General features: G+C 72.8%; 18 protein-coding genes. 8 read left to right on the top strand and 10 right to left on the bottom strand.

Annotated features, from left to right (window positions below):
* Positions 1-13: 13 nt before the first annotated feature.
* Both GA0070562_RS25660 and GA0070562_RS25665 read right to left on the bottom strand, forming a co-directional pair.
* Positions 14-1234: an RNA polymerase sigma factor gene (locus tag GA0070562_RS25660; protein ID WP_091426911.1), complete on the bottom strand. Its 1221-nt coding sequence runs from the start codon at positions 1232-1234 to the stop codon at positions 14-16.
* Between the two features lie 19 nt (positions 1235-1253).
* The gene (locus tag GA0070562_RS25665) at positions 1254-1646 is read right to left on the bottom strand and encodes a YciI family protein (RefSeq protein ID WP_091426912.1); all 393 of its coding nucleotides are present in this window, start codon (positions 1644-1646) and stop codon (positions 1254-1256) included.
* A gap of 90 nt (positions 1647-1736) precedes the next feature.
* On the opposite strand from GA0070562_RS25665, the gene GA0070562_RS25670 reads away from it, so the two are divergent.
* Positions 1737-2201, top strand: coding sequence for a peroxiredoxin (locus GA0070562_RS25670; RefSeq protein ID WP_244254875.1), 465 nt, complete (start codon positions 1737-1739; stop codon positions 2199-2201).
* Positions 2202-2266: 65 nt separating this feature from the next.
* Positions 2267-2965, top strand: a complete 699-nt coding sequence (locus GA0070562_RS25675; protein ID WP_091426914.1) for a DUF6319 family protein — start codon at positions 2267-2269, stop codon at positions 2963-2965.
* Between the two features lie 69 nt (positions 2966-3034).
* Here GA0070562_RS25675 and cydB read toward each other — a convergent pair whose 3' ends face one another.
* On the bottom strand, positions 3035-4033 hold the full coding sequence (gene cydB, locus GA0070562_RS25680; protein WP_091426915.1) for a cytochrome d ubiquinol oxidase subunit II: 999 nt from the start codon (positions 4031-4033) through the stop codon (positions 3035-3037).
* Between the two features lie 17 nt (positions 4034-4050).
* Positions 4051-5463 carry a cytochrome ubiquinol oxidase subunit I gene (locus tag GA0070562_RS25685; RefSeq protein ID WP_091426916.1) on the bottom strand — a complete coding sequence of 471 codons (1413 nt, stop codon included), beginning with the start codon at positions 5461-5463 and terminating at the stop codon, positions 4051-4053.
* 208 nt (positions 5464-5671) lie between these two features.
* Between GA0070562_RS25685 and GA0070562_RS25690 the strand changes: the two genes are divergently transcribed.
* Both GA0070562_RS25690 and GA0070562_RS25695 read left to right on the top strand, forming a co-directional pair.
* Positions 5672-6439 carry a lysophospholipid acyltransferase family protein gene (locus GA0070562_RS25690; RefSeq protein ID WP_091426917.1) on the top strand — a complete coding sequence of 256 codons (768 nt, stop codon included), beginning with the start codon at positions 5672-5674 and terminating at the stop codon, positions 6437-6439.
* A 61-nt stretch (positions 6440-6500) separates the two neighbouring features.
* Positions 6501-7151: a flavodoxin family protein gene (locus GA0070562_RS25695; protein WP_091426918.1), complete on the top strand. Its 651-nt coding sequence runs from the start codon at positions 6501-6503 to the stop codon at positions 7149-7151.
* A 173-nt stretch (positions 7152-7324) separates the two neighbouring features.
* Here GA0070562_RS25695 and GA0070562_RS25700 read toward each other — a convergent pair whose 3' ends face one another.
* Both GA0070562_RS25700 and GA0070562_RS25705 read right to left on the bottom strand, forming a co-directional pair.
* Positions 7325-7693, bottom strand: coding sequence for a DUF4180 domain-containing protein (locus GA0070562_RS25700; RefSeq protein WP_091426919.1), 369 nt, complete (start codon positions 7691-7693; stop codon positions 7325-7327).
* Entirely contained in the window at positions 7686-8135 is a 450-nt protein-coding gene (locus GA0070562_RS25705; RefSeq protein WP_225853371.1) for a helix-turn-helix domain-containing protein, read from the bottom strand. The genes GA0070562_RS25700 and GA0070562_RS25705 overlap by 8 nt, the downstream gene beginning before the upstream one ends.
* A gap of 88 nt (positions 8136-8223) precedes the next feature.
* Between GA0070562_RS25705 and GA0070562_RS25710 the strand changes: the two genes are divergently transcribed.
* The 3 genes from GA0070562_RS25710 (at position 8224) to GA0070562_RS25720 (ending at position 11187) form a co-directional block, all read left to right on the top strand.
* Positions 8224-8991, top strand: a complete 768-nt coding sequence (locus tag GA0070562_RS25710) for a glycerophosphodiester phosphodiesterase family protein (protein WP_091426921.1) — start codon at positions 8224-8226, stop codon at positions 8989-8991.
* A 20-nt stretch (positions 8992-9011) separates the two neighbouring features.
* Positions 9012-10403: an MFS transporter gene (locus GA0070562_RS25715; RefSeq protein WP_091426922.1), complete on the top strand. Its 1392-nt coding sequence runs from the start codon at positions 9012-9014 to the stop codon at positions 10401-10403.
* A 97-nt stretch (positions 10404-10500) separates the two neighbouring features.
* Positions 10501-11187, top strand: a complete 687-nt coding sequence (locus GA0070562_RS25720) for a thymidine kinase (RefSeq protein ID WP_372443374.1) — start codon at positions 10501-10503, stop codon at positions 11185-11187.
* Positions 11188-11190: 3 nt separating this feature from the next.
* Here the strand turns inward: GA0070562_RS25720 and GA0070562_RS25725 are convergent, their stop codons facing one another.
* A complete protein-coding gene (locus tag GA0070562_RS25725; protein ID WP_091426924.1) occupies positions 11191-11649 on the bottom strand; it encodes an Rv0361 family membrane protein in 459 nt (152 codons plus the stop codon).
* A gap of 99 nt (positions 11650-11748) precedes the next feature.
* On the opposite strand from GA0070562_RS25725, the gene GA0070562_RS25730 reads away from it, so the two are divergent.
* The gene (locus GA0070562_RS25730; RefSeq protein ID WP_091426925.1) at positions 11749-12120 is read left to right on the top strand and encodes a VOC family protein; all 372 of its coding nucleotides are present in this window, start codon (positions 11749-11751) and stop codon (positions 12118-12120) included.
* Positions 12121-12123: 3 nt separating this feature from the next.
* On the opposite strand, the gene GA0070562_RS25735 is transcribed toward GA0070562_RS25730, so the two are convergent.
* From GA0070562_RS25735 to GA0070562_RS25745, 3 genes are all read right to left on the bottom strand, one after another.
* Complete coding sequence (locus GA0070562_RS25735; RefSeq protein WP_091426926.1) at positions 12124-12969, bottom strand: LLM class flavin-dependent oxidoreductase; 846 nt, start codon at positions 12967-12969, stop codon at positions 12124-12126.
* A 30-nt stretch (positions 12970-12999) separates the two neighbouring features.
* A complete protein-coding gene (locus GA0070562_RS25740) occupies positions 13000-13989 on the bottom strand; it encodes a tyrosine-type recombinase/integrase (protein ID WP_091426927.1) in 990 nt (329 codons plus the stop codon).
* A gap of 115 nt (positions 13990-14104) precedes the next feature.
* A complete protein-coding gene (locus tag GA0070562_RS25745; protein ID WP_091426928.1) occupies positions 14105-14539 on the bottom strand; it encodes an Hsp20/alpha crystallin family protein in 435 nt (144 codons plus the stop codon).
* Positions 14540-14601: the final 62 nt, after the last annotated feature.

Below are 14601 nucleotides of genomic sequence, written 5' to 3' on the forward strand. Positions count from 1 at the left end.
GCCGCCGGACGGATCAGGAGTCGCTGGTCAGGCGCGCCAGCCGCCGGTTGAGGTAGCGCTGTTCGGGCAGGCTTCCGGTCAGCCGGGCGGCCAGCCGGTAGTGCTCGGCGGCGGCCTGCGCGTCGCCGTCGAGTTCGAGCAGGTGTGCGCGGACGGCGTGCAGCCGGTGGTGGCCGCGCATCGCCGGGTCGGCCAGCAGCGGGTCGAGCAGGGCCAGCCCGACGTCGGGGCCGTGCGCCATGGCCACGGCGACGGCCTGGTTGAGCGTGACGAACGGGCTGGGGGCGACCCGGCTCAGCATGTCGTAGAGGACGCTGATCTGGAGCCAGTCGGTGTCCGGGAAGGCCGGCGCCTCGGCGTGGACGGCGGCGATGGCCGCCTGGAGCTGGTAGCGGCCCACCGGGCCGTGGGGCAGGGCCCGGCCGAGCAGCGTGACGCCCTCGTCGACGAGTTCGCGGCGCCAGCGGGAGCGGTCCTGGTCTGCCAGCGGCACGAGGTCGCCGGCGGCGTCGGTGCGGGCGGGTGACCGGGCGTGGGTGAGCAGCATCAGCGCCAGCGCGCCGGTGACCTCGTGGTGGTCGGGCAGCGCGGCGTGGACCTGCCGGGTGAGCCGGATCGCCTCCTCGGCGAGTTCGACGTCGAGGAGCTGGTCACCGGAGGTGCGGGTGTAGCCCTCGCTGAACACCAGGTGGCACACGTCGAGCACGGCGGCCACCCGGTCGGGCAACGCGTCCGGCGGGGGCATGGTGAACCGGGCGCCGGCCTCGCGCAGGGTCGCACGGGCCCGACTCAGCCGCTGCGTCATGGTCCGGGCCGGCACCAGGTAGGCGGCGGCGATCTGCTCGACCCGCAGTCCCGCCACCGCGCGCAGGGTCAGCGCTACCTGTGAGGGGCGGCTCAGCGCCGGGTGGCAGCACAGGAACAGCAGCTGCAACGTGTCGTCGGCGCCGGTCACGGGCGTGTCGTCGACGGGCGGTACGACGCCGGCGTCGGGCTGCCGGGCGGCGTCGAGCCGTTCGCGGCGGGTGCGGGCCTCCTCGGCGCGCATCCGGTCGATCAGCCGTCGCGAGGCGACCCGGATGAGCCAGGCGCGGGGTTCGTCGGGGAGGCCGGTGAGCGGCCACCGGGCGGCTGCCACCTCCGCCGCGTCCTGGAGGGCGTCCTCGCAGGCGTCGGGGTGCCCGTAGCGGCGCAGCAGCGCGGCGCGGACGTGCGGCGCCTCCCGGCGCCACACGTCCGCGAGGGGCGTGGCGTTACTGATCGGACCCGCCCGGCCACATCGAGGGCCGCAGCTCGACGGTCTCCCCCGGGCCGGCGAACTTCGCGGCGACGGCTTCGGCGCGGGCCTGGTCCTCCACGTCGATGAGGAAGAAGCCGGCGAGGTGTTCCTTGGCCTCGGAGTACGGGCCGTCGGTCGCCAGCGGCGCGCCGTCGCTCCACCGGTAGAGCCGGGCGGTGCGCGGGTCGGCGAGCGCCTCGCCGACGACCAGCTCACCGTTGGCGTGCAGCTCGGTCATCACCTGCTCGAAGTCGGCGTTGAGCCGTTCGCGTACGTCGGCGGGCAGCTCCTGGTGGGCGGCGAGGTATTCGGAGGTGGGGTGGCCCCACGGCTCCGGGTTGGAGTGGATCATGATCACGTACTTCACTGTCTGTCCTTCGCGTCGTGCGGCGGTGCCTCCCCGCCGCTCACCGGGTACGACGGAGCGGGATCGGCGATGTCTACATATCCTCGCGTCATGAGTGACGCGGTGGGTGTCGGTGACCTGGTCGAGGATTTCACGCTGCCGGACGAGACGGGCACGCCACGGCGCCTGTCGGAGTTCCTGGCCGCCGGTCCGGTGGTGCTGTTCTTCTACCCGGCGGCGATGACGCGGGGCTGCACGGCGCAGAGCTGCCACTTCCGGGACCTGGCGGCGGAGTTCGCGGCGGTGGGCGCGGCTCGGGTGGGGATCAGCCGGGATCCGGTGCAGCGGCAGGCGGAGTTCTCCCGCCGGCACGGGTTCGACTATCCGCTGCTGTCCGACGTCGACGGCACCGTGGCGCGGGCGTTCGGGGTGCGGCGGCGGCTGCCGCTGGGCGCGCTGAGCACCCGGCGGATGACGTTCGTGATCGGCACCGACCGGCGGGTGCTCGCAGTGGTGCACAGCGAGCTGAGCATGAACGAACACGCCGACGCGGCGCTGCGGGCCCTCGGGGGCTGATCATCGCGGTGTCGCAGCCGGCTGGTATCAAGGCTGCGTCAAACAGGTGTACGGAAGAGGGCGTGATGGCGGGTCAGGGTTTGTCCACTGACGAGATTCAGGGAATCCGGGAGGCCCTTGCGGCGGGCCGCAAGCCCCGGGTGGTGTTCACCGAGGCGGCCGGGCAGATGGCCGGGCAGCTCGGGCAGGTGGTGGAGCTGACCGACCCGGCGGCGTCGGAGGAGTTCGTGGTGGTGCGGTTCGGCCGCGACGAGCTGCCCTTCTCCCCCGCCGACGTGGCGATCGCCCCCAAGGGCGCCGGGCGGCGTCCGGCCGCCGAGGCGAAGCCGGAGCCGGAGCCGGAGCCGGAGCAGGCGTCGGCGCCGCCGGAGCCGGAGTTCGTGCTGGACACCCCCCGGGTGCCGGCGCCGCGGCGGGAGGAGCCGAAGGCCGAGCAGCCGGCGGCGGAATCGAAGCCGGCGAAGCGGGCGGCGAAGGCGGCGAAGCCGAAGACCCCGCCGGGGCTGACCGTGACGCTCGCCTACGCCGAGGGCGAGTGGACGGTGGCCGCACAGCAGGGCACGAAGGCGCTGGCCCGGCCGTACGTGGTGAAGCCGGCCGAGGCGCTGCGGATGGTGGCGCTCGTCGACGTGCCCGGTGTGCAGGAGGCGGTGGAGCAGATCCTGGCCGCCGAGCGGGCCGAGGCCGAGCAGCAGGCGGAGAAGCTGCGCGCCGAGCTGGCCGAGATCGAGGCGCGGCTGGCGGAGTTGCGCGAGGCGCGCTGACCCCGAACGCCCCGCGGGGCCGGTGCGACCCCCTCGCACCGGCCCCGCGCCCCTGCGCCCACAGGTCGATCAGTGTTGCGGGATGTTCTGTACCCCGATCCGGCGGCGGAACACCCAGTACGTCCAACCCTGGTAGGCGAGCACGATCGGCGTGAACACCACGGCCACCCAGGTCATGATCTTCAAGGTGTACGGGGTGGACGCGGCGTTGGTGGCGGTGAGCGTGCCGGCCGCGTCGAGGGTGGACGGCATCACGTTCGGGAACAGCGCCGCGAACAGCGTCGCCACGGCCAGGGCGATCGCCACCGCCGTGCCGGTGAACGCCCAGCCCTCCCGGCGTACCTTGGCGGCGGCCAGACCGCCGAGCAGGGCGAGGGCGGCGCCGACGGCGAACACGACGGCGGCGGCGCTGGAGCGGATGGTCAGCGTCCAGCTCAGGAACGCCACGGCGGCCACGGCGGTGCCGACGCCGAGCTTCACCGCGAGGGCGCCGGCGCGCTCCCGGATGTCACCGGTGGTCTTCAGCGCCAGGAACACCGCGCCGTGGGTGAGGAACAGCCCCAGCGTGGTCAGGCCGCCGAGCAGCGCGTACGGGTTGAGCAGGTCGACCAGGCCGCCGACGTACTCGTGGTCGGCGTCCAGGGGCACGCCGCGAAAGATGTTGGCGAACGCCACGCCCCACAGCACGGCCGGGATCGCCGAGCCCCAGAAGATGGCCTGGTCCCAGCGGCGCTTCCAGGCCGCCTCGGGCCGCTTGTGGCGGTACTCGAAGGCGACGCCGCGGGCGATCAGGGCCAGCAGGATGAGCAGCAGCGGCAGGTAGAAGCCGGAGAACAGGGTGGCGTACCACTCGGGGAAGGCGGCGAACATGGCGCCGCCGGCGGTGATCAGCCACACCTCGTTGCCGTCCCAGACCGGGCCGATGGTGTTGATCAGGACGCGGCGCTGCCGGTCGTCGCGGCCGAGCACCGGCAGCAGCATCCCGACGCCGAAGTCGAAGCCTTCGAGGATGAAGTAGCCGGTGAAGAGCACGGCCACGAGGAGAAACCAGACGGTCGTCAGTTCCACGGTTGGGCTCCGGGGTGTCAGTAGGCGAACGCCAGCGGGCGCTCGGCGTCGTCGGTGTCGTCGGTGTCGTCGTCGGGGGTGACGTCCGGGACACCGGCGCGGGCGTAGCGGACCAGCAGCTTGAACTCGACCACCGCGAGGACGGCGTAGATGAGCGTGAACGCGGTGAAGGACGTGAGCACCTCGGTCAGGGAGACGCTGCGGGACACGCCGTCACGGGTGAGCATCTCGCCGAAGACGATCCACGGCTGGCGGCCCATCTCGGTGAAGATCCAGCCGAAGGAGTTGGCCAGCAGCGGCAACACGGGCATGACCAGGCCGGCGCGCAGCAGCCACTTGCTGGTGGGGGTGCGGCCCTTGCGCTGGCTCCAGAGCACCAGCAGCGCGATCGCGGCGGCGGCCAGCCCGAAGGCGATCATGAAGCGGAAGCTCCAGTAGGTGACCGGGATGATCGGGGCGTAGTTGCCGGGTCCGTACTGGCTGGCGTACTGGGCCTGGAGGTCGTTGATGCCCTGCACGGTGCCGTTGGGGTCGCCGGTGCCGAGGAACGACAGCAGGTACGGGATCTTGATGGCGAACAGCTCACGGCTGCCGTCGAGGCTGCCGACCGTGAGCACGGAGAAGGAGGCGGGGCTCTCAGTGGTGTAGAGGCCCTCCGCGGCGGCCATCTTCATCGGCTGCACCTCGGTCATGATCTTGCCCTGGATGTCGCCGGTGAGCACGACCAGCGCCGAGGAGATCAGCACGACCCAGGAGCCGAGCTTGGTGGCGAAGCGGTACGCGCCGGTGTCGGCGCTGTCGCGGTTGCGCATCACGTGCCACAGGCCGACGGTGACCATCAGCGACCCGGCGACCAGGAACGCGCCGGCCAGGGTGTGCGGGAAGGTGACCAGGGCGACCTTGTTGGTCAGGACGGCGACGAAGTCGGTCAGCTCGGCGCGGCCGCTCTCCGGGTTGATCCGGAAGCCGACCGGGTTCTGCATGAACGAGTTCGCGGCGAGGATGAAGTACGCCGACAGGTTGGTGCCGATCGCGGCGGCCCAGATCGCGGCCAGGTGCAGGCGCTTGGGCAGCCGGTCCCAGCCGAAGATCCACAGGCCGATGAACGTGGATTCGAGGAAGAACGCCACCAGGGCCTCGATGGCCAGCGGCGCGCCGAAGATGTCGCCGACGAAGCGGGAGTAGTCACTCCAGTTCATGCCGAACTGGAACTCCTGCACGATGCCGGTGACCACACCCATCGCGAAGTTGATCAGAAAGAGCTTGCCGTAGAACTTGGTGAGTTTGAGGTACCGCTCGTTGCCGGTGCGGTGCCACATGGTCTGGAGGATCGCCACCAGCACGGACAGGCCGATGGTCAACGGCACGAACAAGAAGTGGTAGACGGTGGTGACACCGAACTGCCAGCGGGCGACGTCCAACGCGTCCACCAGAAAACCCCCAGCTGTGCATACTACGAGACGTAGTAGATACTACTCGGCGTCGTAGAGAAAGCAGCAGGGCCGCAGGGCCCCACCCGGCCCGGGACCAATGACCCTGATCACCCTTGCCGGAGGACCTGCGGTCCCGGGATCACCCTTGCCGGAGGACCCCTCCGGCTCCCCGGCCCGTGCCTGCTCGTGCGACCATCCAGCACTGATGAACAGCACCCCCTGGCGCGCGCCGCTGCTGTGGCGGGGCGCGCAGACGCTCGCTCGCGCTGCCGTCGGGCTGGTCGGCCGGCTGGAGGTCACCGGCGACGTGCCCGACGCGCTGCGCCGCGGACCGCTGGTCCTGGCCGCCAACCACATCAGCCCGTTCGACCCGATCGTGCTCGCCGCCGCCTGCCGGGTCCGGCGCGTCGCGCCCCGGATCATGGCCACCGGCGGCCTGTTCCGCGCCCCGGTGATCGGATCGCTGATGCGCCGCGCCGGGCACATCCGCGTCGACCGGGGCACCGCCGCGGTGCACCGGTCACTGGAGGTCGCCGCCGAGGCCGTGGCCGGCGGATCGGTGGTGGTGGTCTACCCGGAGGGACGCATCGGGCTCGACCCGGGCATGTGGCCCGAGCGGGGCAAGACCGGCGCCGCCCGCCTCGCGTTCGCAAGCGGCGCCGCTGTCGTACCGGTGGCCCAGTGGGGCTCGCACGAGGTACTGCCCTACCAGGCGCCCAAGGGAATGCTGGGCGCGGTGGCGCGGGCGGTCGCCCGCCGGCCCGCCATCCGGGTGCACTTCGGCGCGCCGGTGCCGCTGGACGACCTGCGGTCGGGCTCCCCCGGCGCGGCCCGGCAGGCCACCGACCGGATCATCGACGCGATCACCGACAATCTGGTGCTGCTGCGGCCCGACGAGCCCGACCGGCCCCGGCACGTCGACCCCGGCCGCCCGGTGGACGACAGTCGCGCGCACCGCCGCCGCGCCGGCTGACGCATCCCGGCCGCGGTGGCGGGTATCAAGCCGCGCACCCGTACGCGGAGAGGACCCGGTCATGACCGCTGTTCGAGCACTAGTTCTCAACTGCACCCTGAAGCGTTCCCCGGCGACGTCCAGTTCGCAGGTGCTCGGTCAGGAGGTGCTCGACGCGCTGGCCGATCAAGGCGTCGACGGCGAGATCGTCCGGGTGGTCGACCACGACGTGCGCTTCGGGGTCTCCGTCGACGAGGGCGACGGAGACGGCTGGCCCGCCATCCGCGCCAAGCTGCTCGCCGCCCAGATCCTGATCATCGCCACGCCGATCTGGCTCGGCCAGCCCTCGTCGGTGACCAAGATGGTCCTCGAACGGTTGGACGCCGAGCTGTCCGAGACCGACGACCAGGGTCGCCTGCGCACCTACGGCAAGGTCGGCGGGGTGGCAGTGGTCGGCAACGAGGACGGCGCGCACCACACCATCGCCGAGGTGCAGCAGGCACTCAACGAGGTGGGGTTCACCTGCCCGGCCGCCGGGGCCACGTACTGGGTCGGGGAGGCGCTGCACAAGACCGACTACGTCGACGCCCGTCCCAAACCCGACACGACCGGCCGCACGACGGCCGCGCTGGCGCTCAACAGCGCCCACCTGGCCCGGCTGCTCGCGGAGCGGCCCTACCCGCCGCCCGGAACCCGTGACGCGGGCGTCGGCCCCAGCAGCCGGCCCGGCTGACCCGGCGCGACCCGACCGCGCCGGGTCCCTGCGCCGCCGCCGCCGATCTTGCAGTTGGTGCCCGGGCAAACCCGGCCAACCGCCCCCGACGAGGGCCGCAAGCGCAAGATCGGCGAGGCGAGGCGAGGCGAGGTGGGGTGGGGCGAGGCAGCGCGGGCGAGGACGGGGGTGGGTCAGGTCGTGGCGCGCAGGCGGGCGTCGAGCGCGGCCAGGTCCGGTACGAACCACACCTGGTCGTGCCGGTTCGACTCGGCCACCAGCGCGCGCAGCGCTCCGCTGCGCTCCAGATGTTCGGAGATGTCGCCGACGATCGCCAGGCGCAGCCGGTAGTTGACGAACTTCTGCATCACCTCGCCGGCGAAGCGGGTGCCGAGCGTGAAGAAGCCGGGATCGAGCCGCTCCGCCGGCACCGCCACCACTGTGGCGCCGAGGAACGCCGCGCCGATCAGGTCCAGCGCGTCGCGCTCGGTGGCGATCGGCGGGCCGTCCGGGTCGCAGACCAGCACCGGCACGCCGGCGCGCTCCTGCATCAGGTCAGTCACGGCCGCGCTCCCCGCCGCCGAGCAGGCCGTTGCCGCCGCCGAGCACCCCGTCGAGCAGGCGCAGCAGGTCGGCGGTGGCGGTGAGGTCGCCCAGGATCACGATGGTCATGCGGTGCCGCTCCTCGTCGTGGACCGTCTGCACGCGCAGCGGACGGTCCGGGTCGTGGTTGGTGTTCACACCGGCCAGTACCAGCGTGCCGAGCCGGTCGGCGGCGGCCCGGTCGACGCCGTCGAGGCGTACGACGCTCGACACTTCCGCCCCCGGCGCCGAGGGCGACGCGGGCCGTCCGGTCAGCGTGTCCAGGTCCGCGCGGGCGATCCGGTACTGCTTGCCGATCCGCGTCGCCCGCAGCCGGCCGGAGCGGATGTAGCCGCGCACGGTGCGCACGTGCAGGCCGAGCAGGTCGGCAACCTGATCCACCGAGTACATGTCGTTACTCATCGCACCATATCCTAGCCGTCTCAGGGAACGATAGGTAATTTCACCGCCCGGCCATGTGAGCGCCACCCAGGACGGGCATACTGCCCGCGTGCAGCCCCGTCACGGCTACCTCGACGCACCGGCGCCGCTGGCGTTCGCCCACCGCGGTGGCGCGGCCGACGGCGACGAGAACACCGCCGCCGCGTTCGCCCGCGCCGTCGCCCTCGGCTACCGGTACGTGGAGACCGACGTGCACGCCACCGCCGACGGCGTGCCGGTGGTCTTCCACGACCCGACGCTGCGCCGGGTCACCGGCGAGCCGGGCCGCATCGCCGACCTGCGGTGGGCCGACCTGTCCTCGGTGCGCGTCGGCGGGGCCGCCCTGGTGCCCCGCCTGGACGAGGTGCTCGGCGCCTGGCCGCAGGTGCGGTTCAACATCGACGTGAAGTCCGACGGCGGCGCGGAGCCCACAGTCGCCACTGTCACCCGGGCCGGGGCCGGCGACCGGGTGCTGCTCGCCTCGTTCAGCGACGCCCGGCTGGCCCGGCTGCGGGCGCTGGCCGGGCCGAGGGCCGCCACCAGCCTCGGTATGCGCGGCGTGGCCCGGCTGCGGCTGGCCTCGCTGCACGGACGGCCCCTGCGGCTGCCCCCGTCCGTGGTCGCCGCGCAGGTGCCGGTCTCCTTCGGTCGGGTGCCGGTGGTGGACCGGCGGTTCCTCGCGTACTGCCACCGGATCGGGTTGCAGGTGCACGTCTGGACGATCGACGAACCCGCCCAGATGCACCACTTACTTGATCTTGGTGTGGATGGCATCATGACCGATCACGTCAGCGTGCTCCGTGACGTCTATCGCAGTCGCGGCCACTGGGCCGCCTGAGCCCCCGAGGACGACCCCCGATGGCCGATACGGTCACCCCCGCCGTCGCCGACCCCGCCGGACCGGGCAGCACCCGCCGCGAGCGCACCGGCTGGTACTTCTACGACTGGGCGAACTCCGCGTTCCAGACCACAGTCATCACGGTCTTCCTCGGGCCGTTCCTGACCACCGTCACCGAGCTGGCCGCCGGCTGCGAACTGGGCGCGGACAGCTGCGACGGCGCCGTGTACCCGCTCGGCATCAAGGTCGCCGCCGGCTCGTTCTACCCGTACCTGATCTCGCTGTCGGTCTTCCTCACCGTGTTCGTGCTGCCGGTGATCGGCGCGATCGCCGACCGGTCGGCGCACAAGAAGCGGCTGCTCGCCGCCGCCGCGTTCACCGGCGCCGGCGCCACCATCGCGTTCGCGTTCGTCACCGGTGAGCGCTACCTGCTCGGCGGCGCGCTGTTCCTGATCGCGAACATCTCCTTCGGCGCCGCCGTGGTCGTCTACAACTCGTTCCTGCCGCAACTCGGCGGCCCGGACGACCGCGACGGCATCTCCAGCCGCGGCTGGGCCATCGGCTACCTCGGCGGCGGGCTGCTGCTCGCGCTCAACCTGGTCGCCGTCACCATGCTCAGCGAGGAGGGCAACGCCCAGCGCACGCTGGACCTGGCCCGCTGGTCGATCGTGTCGGCCGGCGTGTGGTGGGCCGCGTTCACCCTGGTCCCGCTGCGCTGGCTGCGCGAACACCCCACCGCCGCGGCCCTGCAGGCGGGCGGCAACGTGCTCACCGACGGGTTCCGGCAGCTCGGGCGCACCCTGCGCGAGATCAAGGCGTACCCGCTGACGCTGTACTTCCTGCTCGCCTTCCTGGTCTTCAACGACGGCATCCAGACCGTCATCACCCTCGCCAGCCAGTACGGCACCGAGGAACTGCGACTGGAGCAGAGCACTCTGATCGTGACCATCCTGCTGGTGCAGTTCCTCGCCTTCGGCGGCGCGCTCGCCCTCGGCGCGCTCGCCAAGCGCATCGGCGCGTGGAAGACCGTGCTGCTGTCGCTGGTGCTCTGGACCGGTGTGATCATCGCCGCGTTCCGGCTGCCCGCCGAGGCGCCCGTGCCGTTCATGATCCTCGGTGGCTGCATCGGCCTGGTGCTCGGCGGCAGCCAGGCGCTGAGCCGGTCGCTGTTCAGCCAGCTCATCCCGGCGGGCAAGGAGGGCGAGTACTACGGCTTCTACGAGATCAGCGACAAGGGCACCAGCTGGCTCGGCCCGCTGGCGTTCGGCCTGGTATTCCAGCTGACCTCGTCGTACCGGGTGGGCCTGGTGTCGCTGCTGATCTTCTTCGTGGTCGGCTTCGCGCTCCTGGCCGCCGTGCCAATGCGCCGGGCCATCATCGCCGCCGGCAACACCCCGCCCCGGGTGCTCTGACCCCCGCGCCCCGACCTGTGGATCATCGCGCGCCGAATCAGGCGGCGTCGATGGACTAGGCTGCCCCGACGTGACCGACGACGCCGCCCCGACCTGCCTGGCCCGCCCCCTGCCGGGGCCCGGCGACGACCGAGCCACCGGCTGCGCCGCCGCCCGCGGCGTCGACGGCCGGCCGCTGCACGCCGCCGCGCTGAAGTTCTTCTGGGGGCCGATGGACTGCGGCAAGTCCACGATGGCGTTGCAGATGAACCACAACCACGCCCGGCAGGGCCGCCGCGGCCTGCTCACCACCCGCATCGACCGCTCGCTGGGCCCGCAGGTCACCACCCGCATCGGCCTGGCCCACGAGGCCGTCGAGGTCACCGACGACCTCGACCTGCGGGTCCTGGTTCGGGACGCGTGGGCCGAGGGGGTACGCGTGGACTACCTGATCTGCGACGAGGCCTCGTTCTACAACCTCGAACACATCGAGCAGATGGCCGAGCTGGTCGACCGGTTCGACGTCGACGTCTACGCCTTCGGCCTGGCCACCGACTTCCGCTCCTGCCTGTTCCCGGCAGCGCAGCGGCTGTTCGAACTGGCCGACGAGGTGGCCCGCATCCAGGTCGAGGTGCTGTGCTGGTGCGGCCGGGAAGGGCTGCTCAACGCCCGCGTGGTGGCCGGCCGGGTGGTCCGCGAGGGCGCGCAGGTCGTCATCGGCGACACCGTGGACAGCGCCGACGTGCGCTACCAGGTGCTGTGTCGGCGCCACTACCGCTCGGGGGACCTCGGCCCGCGTGCCTGAGCCTCAGAAGGGATCCCCGCACACCCGCCACGACCCGCCCTCCGGCACGACCGGCAACTCACGTTCCTCGCTGCCGCCGCCGTCGCGGTTGATCCGCACGATCACCGTCCCCGTCGGCTTGCCGGACCGGGTCGCCACCGACACGTCGACGATCTCGTAGCCGCTCACCTGCGGCGGGGTCCGCACCCAGCTCCCGAAGCCGGTACGGCTCCACTTGCCGCGGGCCTCGGCGCACAGCCGCTCGTACGCCGCGTCGGTGTCACCGGCCGCGACGTCGCGGAAGAACCCGTCGGCGGTGTCCCGCACCGGCCCGTCGGCCTGAAGCACCACCTGTGCGTTCCACGCCGCCAGCCCGGCCACCCCGATCAGGCAGGTGCCCACGCCGAGACCGGCGATCAGCACGCCCGCGCGTAGCGGCCGGCGACGCCGGGCCGTGTGGTGCCACTCCTGCTGCCTGCCCATCATTGTCGACGGTAGGCAACCGGACGGTGACGCGCAGCCGGTTGCGACGCGCGCTCGTGCCGGACAGAAAACGGCGGGTATCGGCGGCAGAATGTCCGCATGACAGCTCACGCCGACATCGCCATGATCAATCTCGACAGCTCCGACCCGGCCGCGCACGCCGCCTTCTACGCCAAGGCGCTGGGATGGGAGACAACCCACAGCGAGGCCGAGTACGCCATGATCGTCAAGGACGGCCCGGCGATCGGGTTCGGCCTGGTGCCCGGTTACACGCCGCCGGCCTGGCCGGACGAGAGCGGCGACAAGCGCTACCACCTGGACCTCTATGTCGACGACGTGGCGGCCGCGGAGAAGGACCTGGTGGCAGCCGGGGCGACCCGCCCCGAGTTCCAGCCCGGCGGCGAGCGGTGGACCGTGCTGATCGACCCGATCGGGCAGCCGTTCTGCCTCTGCCCCCGCCCGCAGGGCTGACGGTCAGCGCAGCGGGCCGCGGAGCACCGCGGCCCGCATCGCGGCCGGATCAGCGGCCGGGACGTACTCCAGCCACCAGGTGGCACCCGCCGCCGCCAGTTGTGCCAGGTAGGCCCGCTCGGCGCGCTCGTCGGGACGTCGCCGCCGGCCCCCGACGGCCACGTCGAACGGTTGCCCGTCCGCGCGGCGGGCCGGCAGGGCGGCGACCAGGCCGGCCACCTCGTCGGGCGTGAAGTCGGACCAGCCGTCGGTGTCGGTCAGTTTGTAGGGCACGATCCCGTCCGCCCTGGCGGCACGCCGCAGCACCGCGTTCGCCTGGGTGCTGCCGCCCACCCAGACCGGCACCCGGGGCGACTGCACGGGCGGGGGACGCAGCGCCACGCCCTCGGCCCGGTAGTGGACGCCGCGGTGCGTGACCGGTTCGCCGCCGAGCAGTCCCACCAGCAGGTCGAGGCCCTCGTCGAGCATCGCGGCGCGGGTCCTGAGGTCGGTGGGCTCGCCGAATGCGGCCAGGCCCCGGTCTGCGGGGTCGCCGACTCCGACCGCGACGCCGGCCCGGCCCCCGGACAGGTGGTCGAGGGTGAGCACCTCCCGCGCCAGCTTGGCCGGCCGGCGCCGGGGCAGCGCGGTCACCGTGGTCCCCAGCCGTACCCGCTCGGTGCGCCCGGCGACCGCCGCCAGCACCAGCCACGGATCCCAGGTGGGTGGGTCGTCTCCGGCGTGGTGGACGAGATAGTCCTCCAGGAACACCCCGTCCCAGCCGGCCCGCTCGGCCAGCTCACCGAGCGCCACGAGTTCGGCCACCGTCAGCGTGCCGCCGCCGCAGGCGATCTCCAGTCCGTGTCGCATGCCGGCACCCTACGGCGCGGGTGCGACGGTTCAGCCGCGGCGGCGGGCCCGGGCCGCCCAGATCGCGTACGCCGGATCCCGGTCCAGGTTGTGCCGGTCCCGGTCGTAGCGGCGGGTGGTACGCGGATCGGCGTGCCCCATCGCGTCCTGCACGTCCTCCAGCGGCACTCCCTCCGAGCGCGCGGTGGTGGCGAACGCGTGGCGCAGCGAGTGCGGCGACAACTTCGCCCACGCGGCGATCCCGGCCCGCTGCGCGAGGCGGCGCACCAGCCGGAACACGGCGTGCCGGTCCATCCGGCCGCCGGTGGCGGTGACCAGCAGCGGACCGGTCAGCGCCGGCACCGTGACACCCTGCGCGGCGGCCCGTGCGGCCAGGTAGGCGTCGACCGCGTACGCGGTGCCCGGGGTGAGCGCGCGCCGGCGTACCTTGCCGCCCTTGCCGACGAAGCGGACGCTGCGGTGACCGCGTTCCGTGCCCAGGTCGGACACGTCCAGCGCGACCAGTTCCCCGACCCGCAGCCCCAGGTCGGCCAGCAGCGCGACGGCGGCCCGGTTGCGGGCCGCTGCCGGGCCGGTGTCGGCCTCGGCGGCGGCGATCAGCGCGTCGACCTCGTCGGGGGTCAGGCCTACGGTGGCGGAGTGGTCCCGGTCGACGCGCGGCCGGTCCGCCGCCGACACCGGGTTGGCGGGCACCGCGCCCAGCTTGACCAGGAAGTCGTACCAGCTCGACAGCGCGGACAGCCGGCGCGCGACGGTGGCCGGGGTGAGCGGGCGGCCCGCGCGGCCGCGGGGTGTGGACTCCAGCTCACGGCCGTAGGTGTTGACGTCCAGGAAGGTGGCCCGCAGCGGGTCGACGGCGTGCTCGGCGCACCAGGTCAGCCAGCCGGTGACGTCGCGGCGGTACGCGTCGCGGGTGTGCTCGGACAGCCGCCGGTTGCGCAGCCACGCCTCGGTGACGTCGGCCGGGCCGGCGGGCAGGGCGGCGGGGCGGGCGCGGGGCAGCACCTCGGGGCGAAGCATGTGAGAAAGGTTCTCAGCCGGCGGGGGGTTTGGCGACGAGGCGCGCTGATCCGCCGGTACGACGAAGCGGGGTCGGCCGGTGTCCCGGCCTCCCCCGCGCGTCGGCGTGACGTGCTCAGGCGGTGGTGAGCTGACGCCGGCCGTTGTTCTCGGCGGGCGTGCTCACAGTGATCCGGCGCGGCTTGGCGCGCTCGGCGATCGGGATGCGCAGCGTCAGCACCCCGTTGTCGTAGCCGGCCTCCAGCCGGTCGGTGTCGAGCGTGTCGCCCAGGAACAGTTGCCGGGTGAACGTGCCCATCGGACGCTCGGCGGCGACCAGCTCGACGTTCTCGCCGGTGGGACGGCGACGCTCGGCGCGGACGGTCAGCACGTTGCGCTCGACTGTGCAGTCGATGCTGTCCGGGTCCACACCGGGCAGGTCGAACGCCGCGTAGAAGTGGTCACCGTCGCGATAGGCGTCCAGGTGCATCACGGCGGGCCGGGCGGTGGTGCCGAAGAACTGCTCGGCGATCCGGTCGATCTCGCGGAACGGGTCGGTACGCATCAACATGGCTCTTGCCTCCTCGGTTCTCCTGGCCCAAGGTCTCAAGTTGAGTCCTGGTGACTCAAGTT

This window comes from Micromonospora tulbaghiae (assembly GCF_900091605.1).
GTDB lineage: Bacteria > Actinomycetota > Actinomycetes > Mycobacteriales > Micromonosporaceae > Micromonospora > Micromonospora tulbaghiae.

Coding starts and splice junctions, on each gene's coding strand:
- GA0070562_RS25670 (WP_244254875.1), top strand. CDS start 1,737: ATGAGTGACGCGGTGGGTGTCGGTGACCTGGTCGAGGATTTCACGCTG.
- GA0070562_RS25675 (WP_091426914.1), top strand. CDS start 2,267: ATGGCGGGTCAGGGTTTGTCCACTGACGAGATTCAGGGAATCCGGGAG.
- GA0070562_RS25690 (WP_091426917.1), top strand. CDS start 5,672: ATGAACAGCACCCCCTGGCGCGCGCCGCTGCTGTGGCGGGGCGCGCAG.
- GA0070562_RS25695 (WP_091426918.1), top strand. CDS start 6,501: ATGACCGCTGTTCGAGCACTAGTTCTCAACTGCACCCTGAAGCGTTCC.
- GA0070562_RS25705 (WP_225853371.1), bottom strand. CDS start 8,135: ATGAGTAACGACATGTACTCGGTGGATCAGGTTGCCGACCTGCTCGGC.
- GA0070562_RS25715 (WP_091426922.1), top strand. CDS start 9,012: ATGGCCGATACGGTCACCCCCGCCGTCGCCGACCCCGCCGGACCGGGC.
- GA0070562_RS25725 (WP_091426924.1), bottom strand. CDS start 11,649: ATGGGCAGGCAGCAGGAGTGGCACCACACGGCCCGGCGTCGCCGGCCG.
- GA0070562_RS25730 (WP_091426925.1), top strand. CDS start 11,749: ATGACAGCTCACGCCGACATCGCCATGATCAATCTCGACAGCTCCGAC.
- GA0070562_RS25735 (WP_091426926.1), bottom strand. CDS start 12,969: ATGCGACACGGACTGGAGATCGCCTGCGGCGGCGGCACGCTGACGGTG.
- GA0070562_RS25740 (WP_091426927.1), bottom strand. CDS start 13,989: ATGCTTCGCCCCGAGGTGCTGCCCCGCGCCCGCCCCGCCGCCCTGCCC.
- GA0070562_RS25745 (WP_091426928.1), bottom strand. CDS start 14,539: ATGTTGATGCGTACCGACCCGTTCCGCGAGATCGACCGGATCGCCGAG.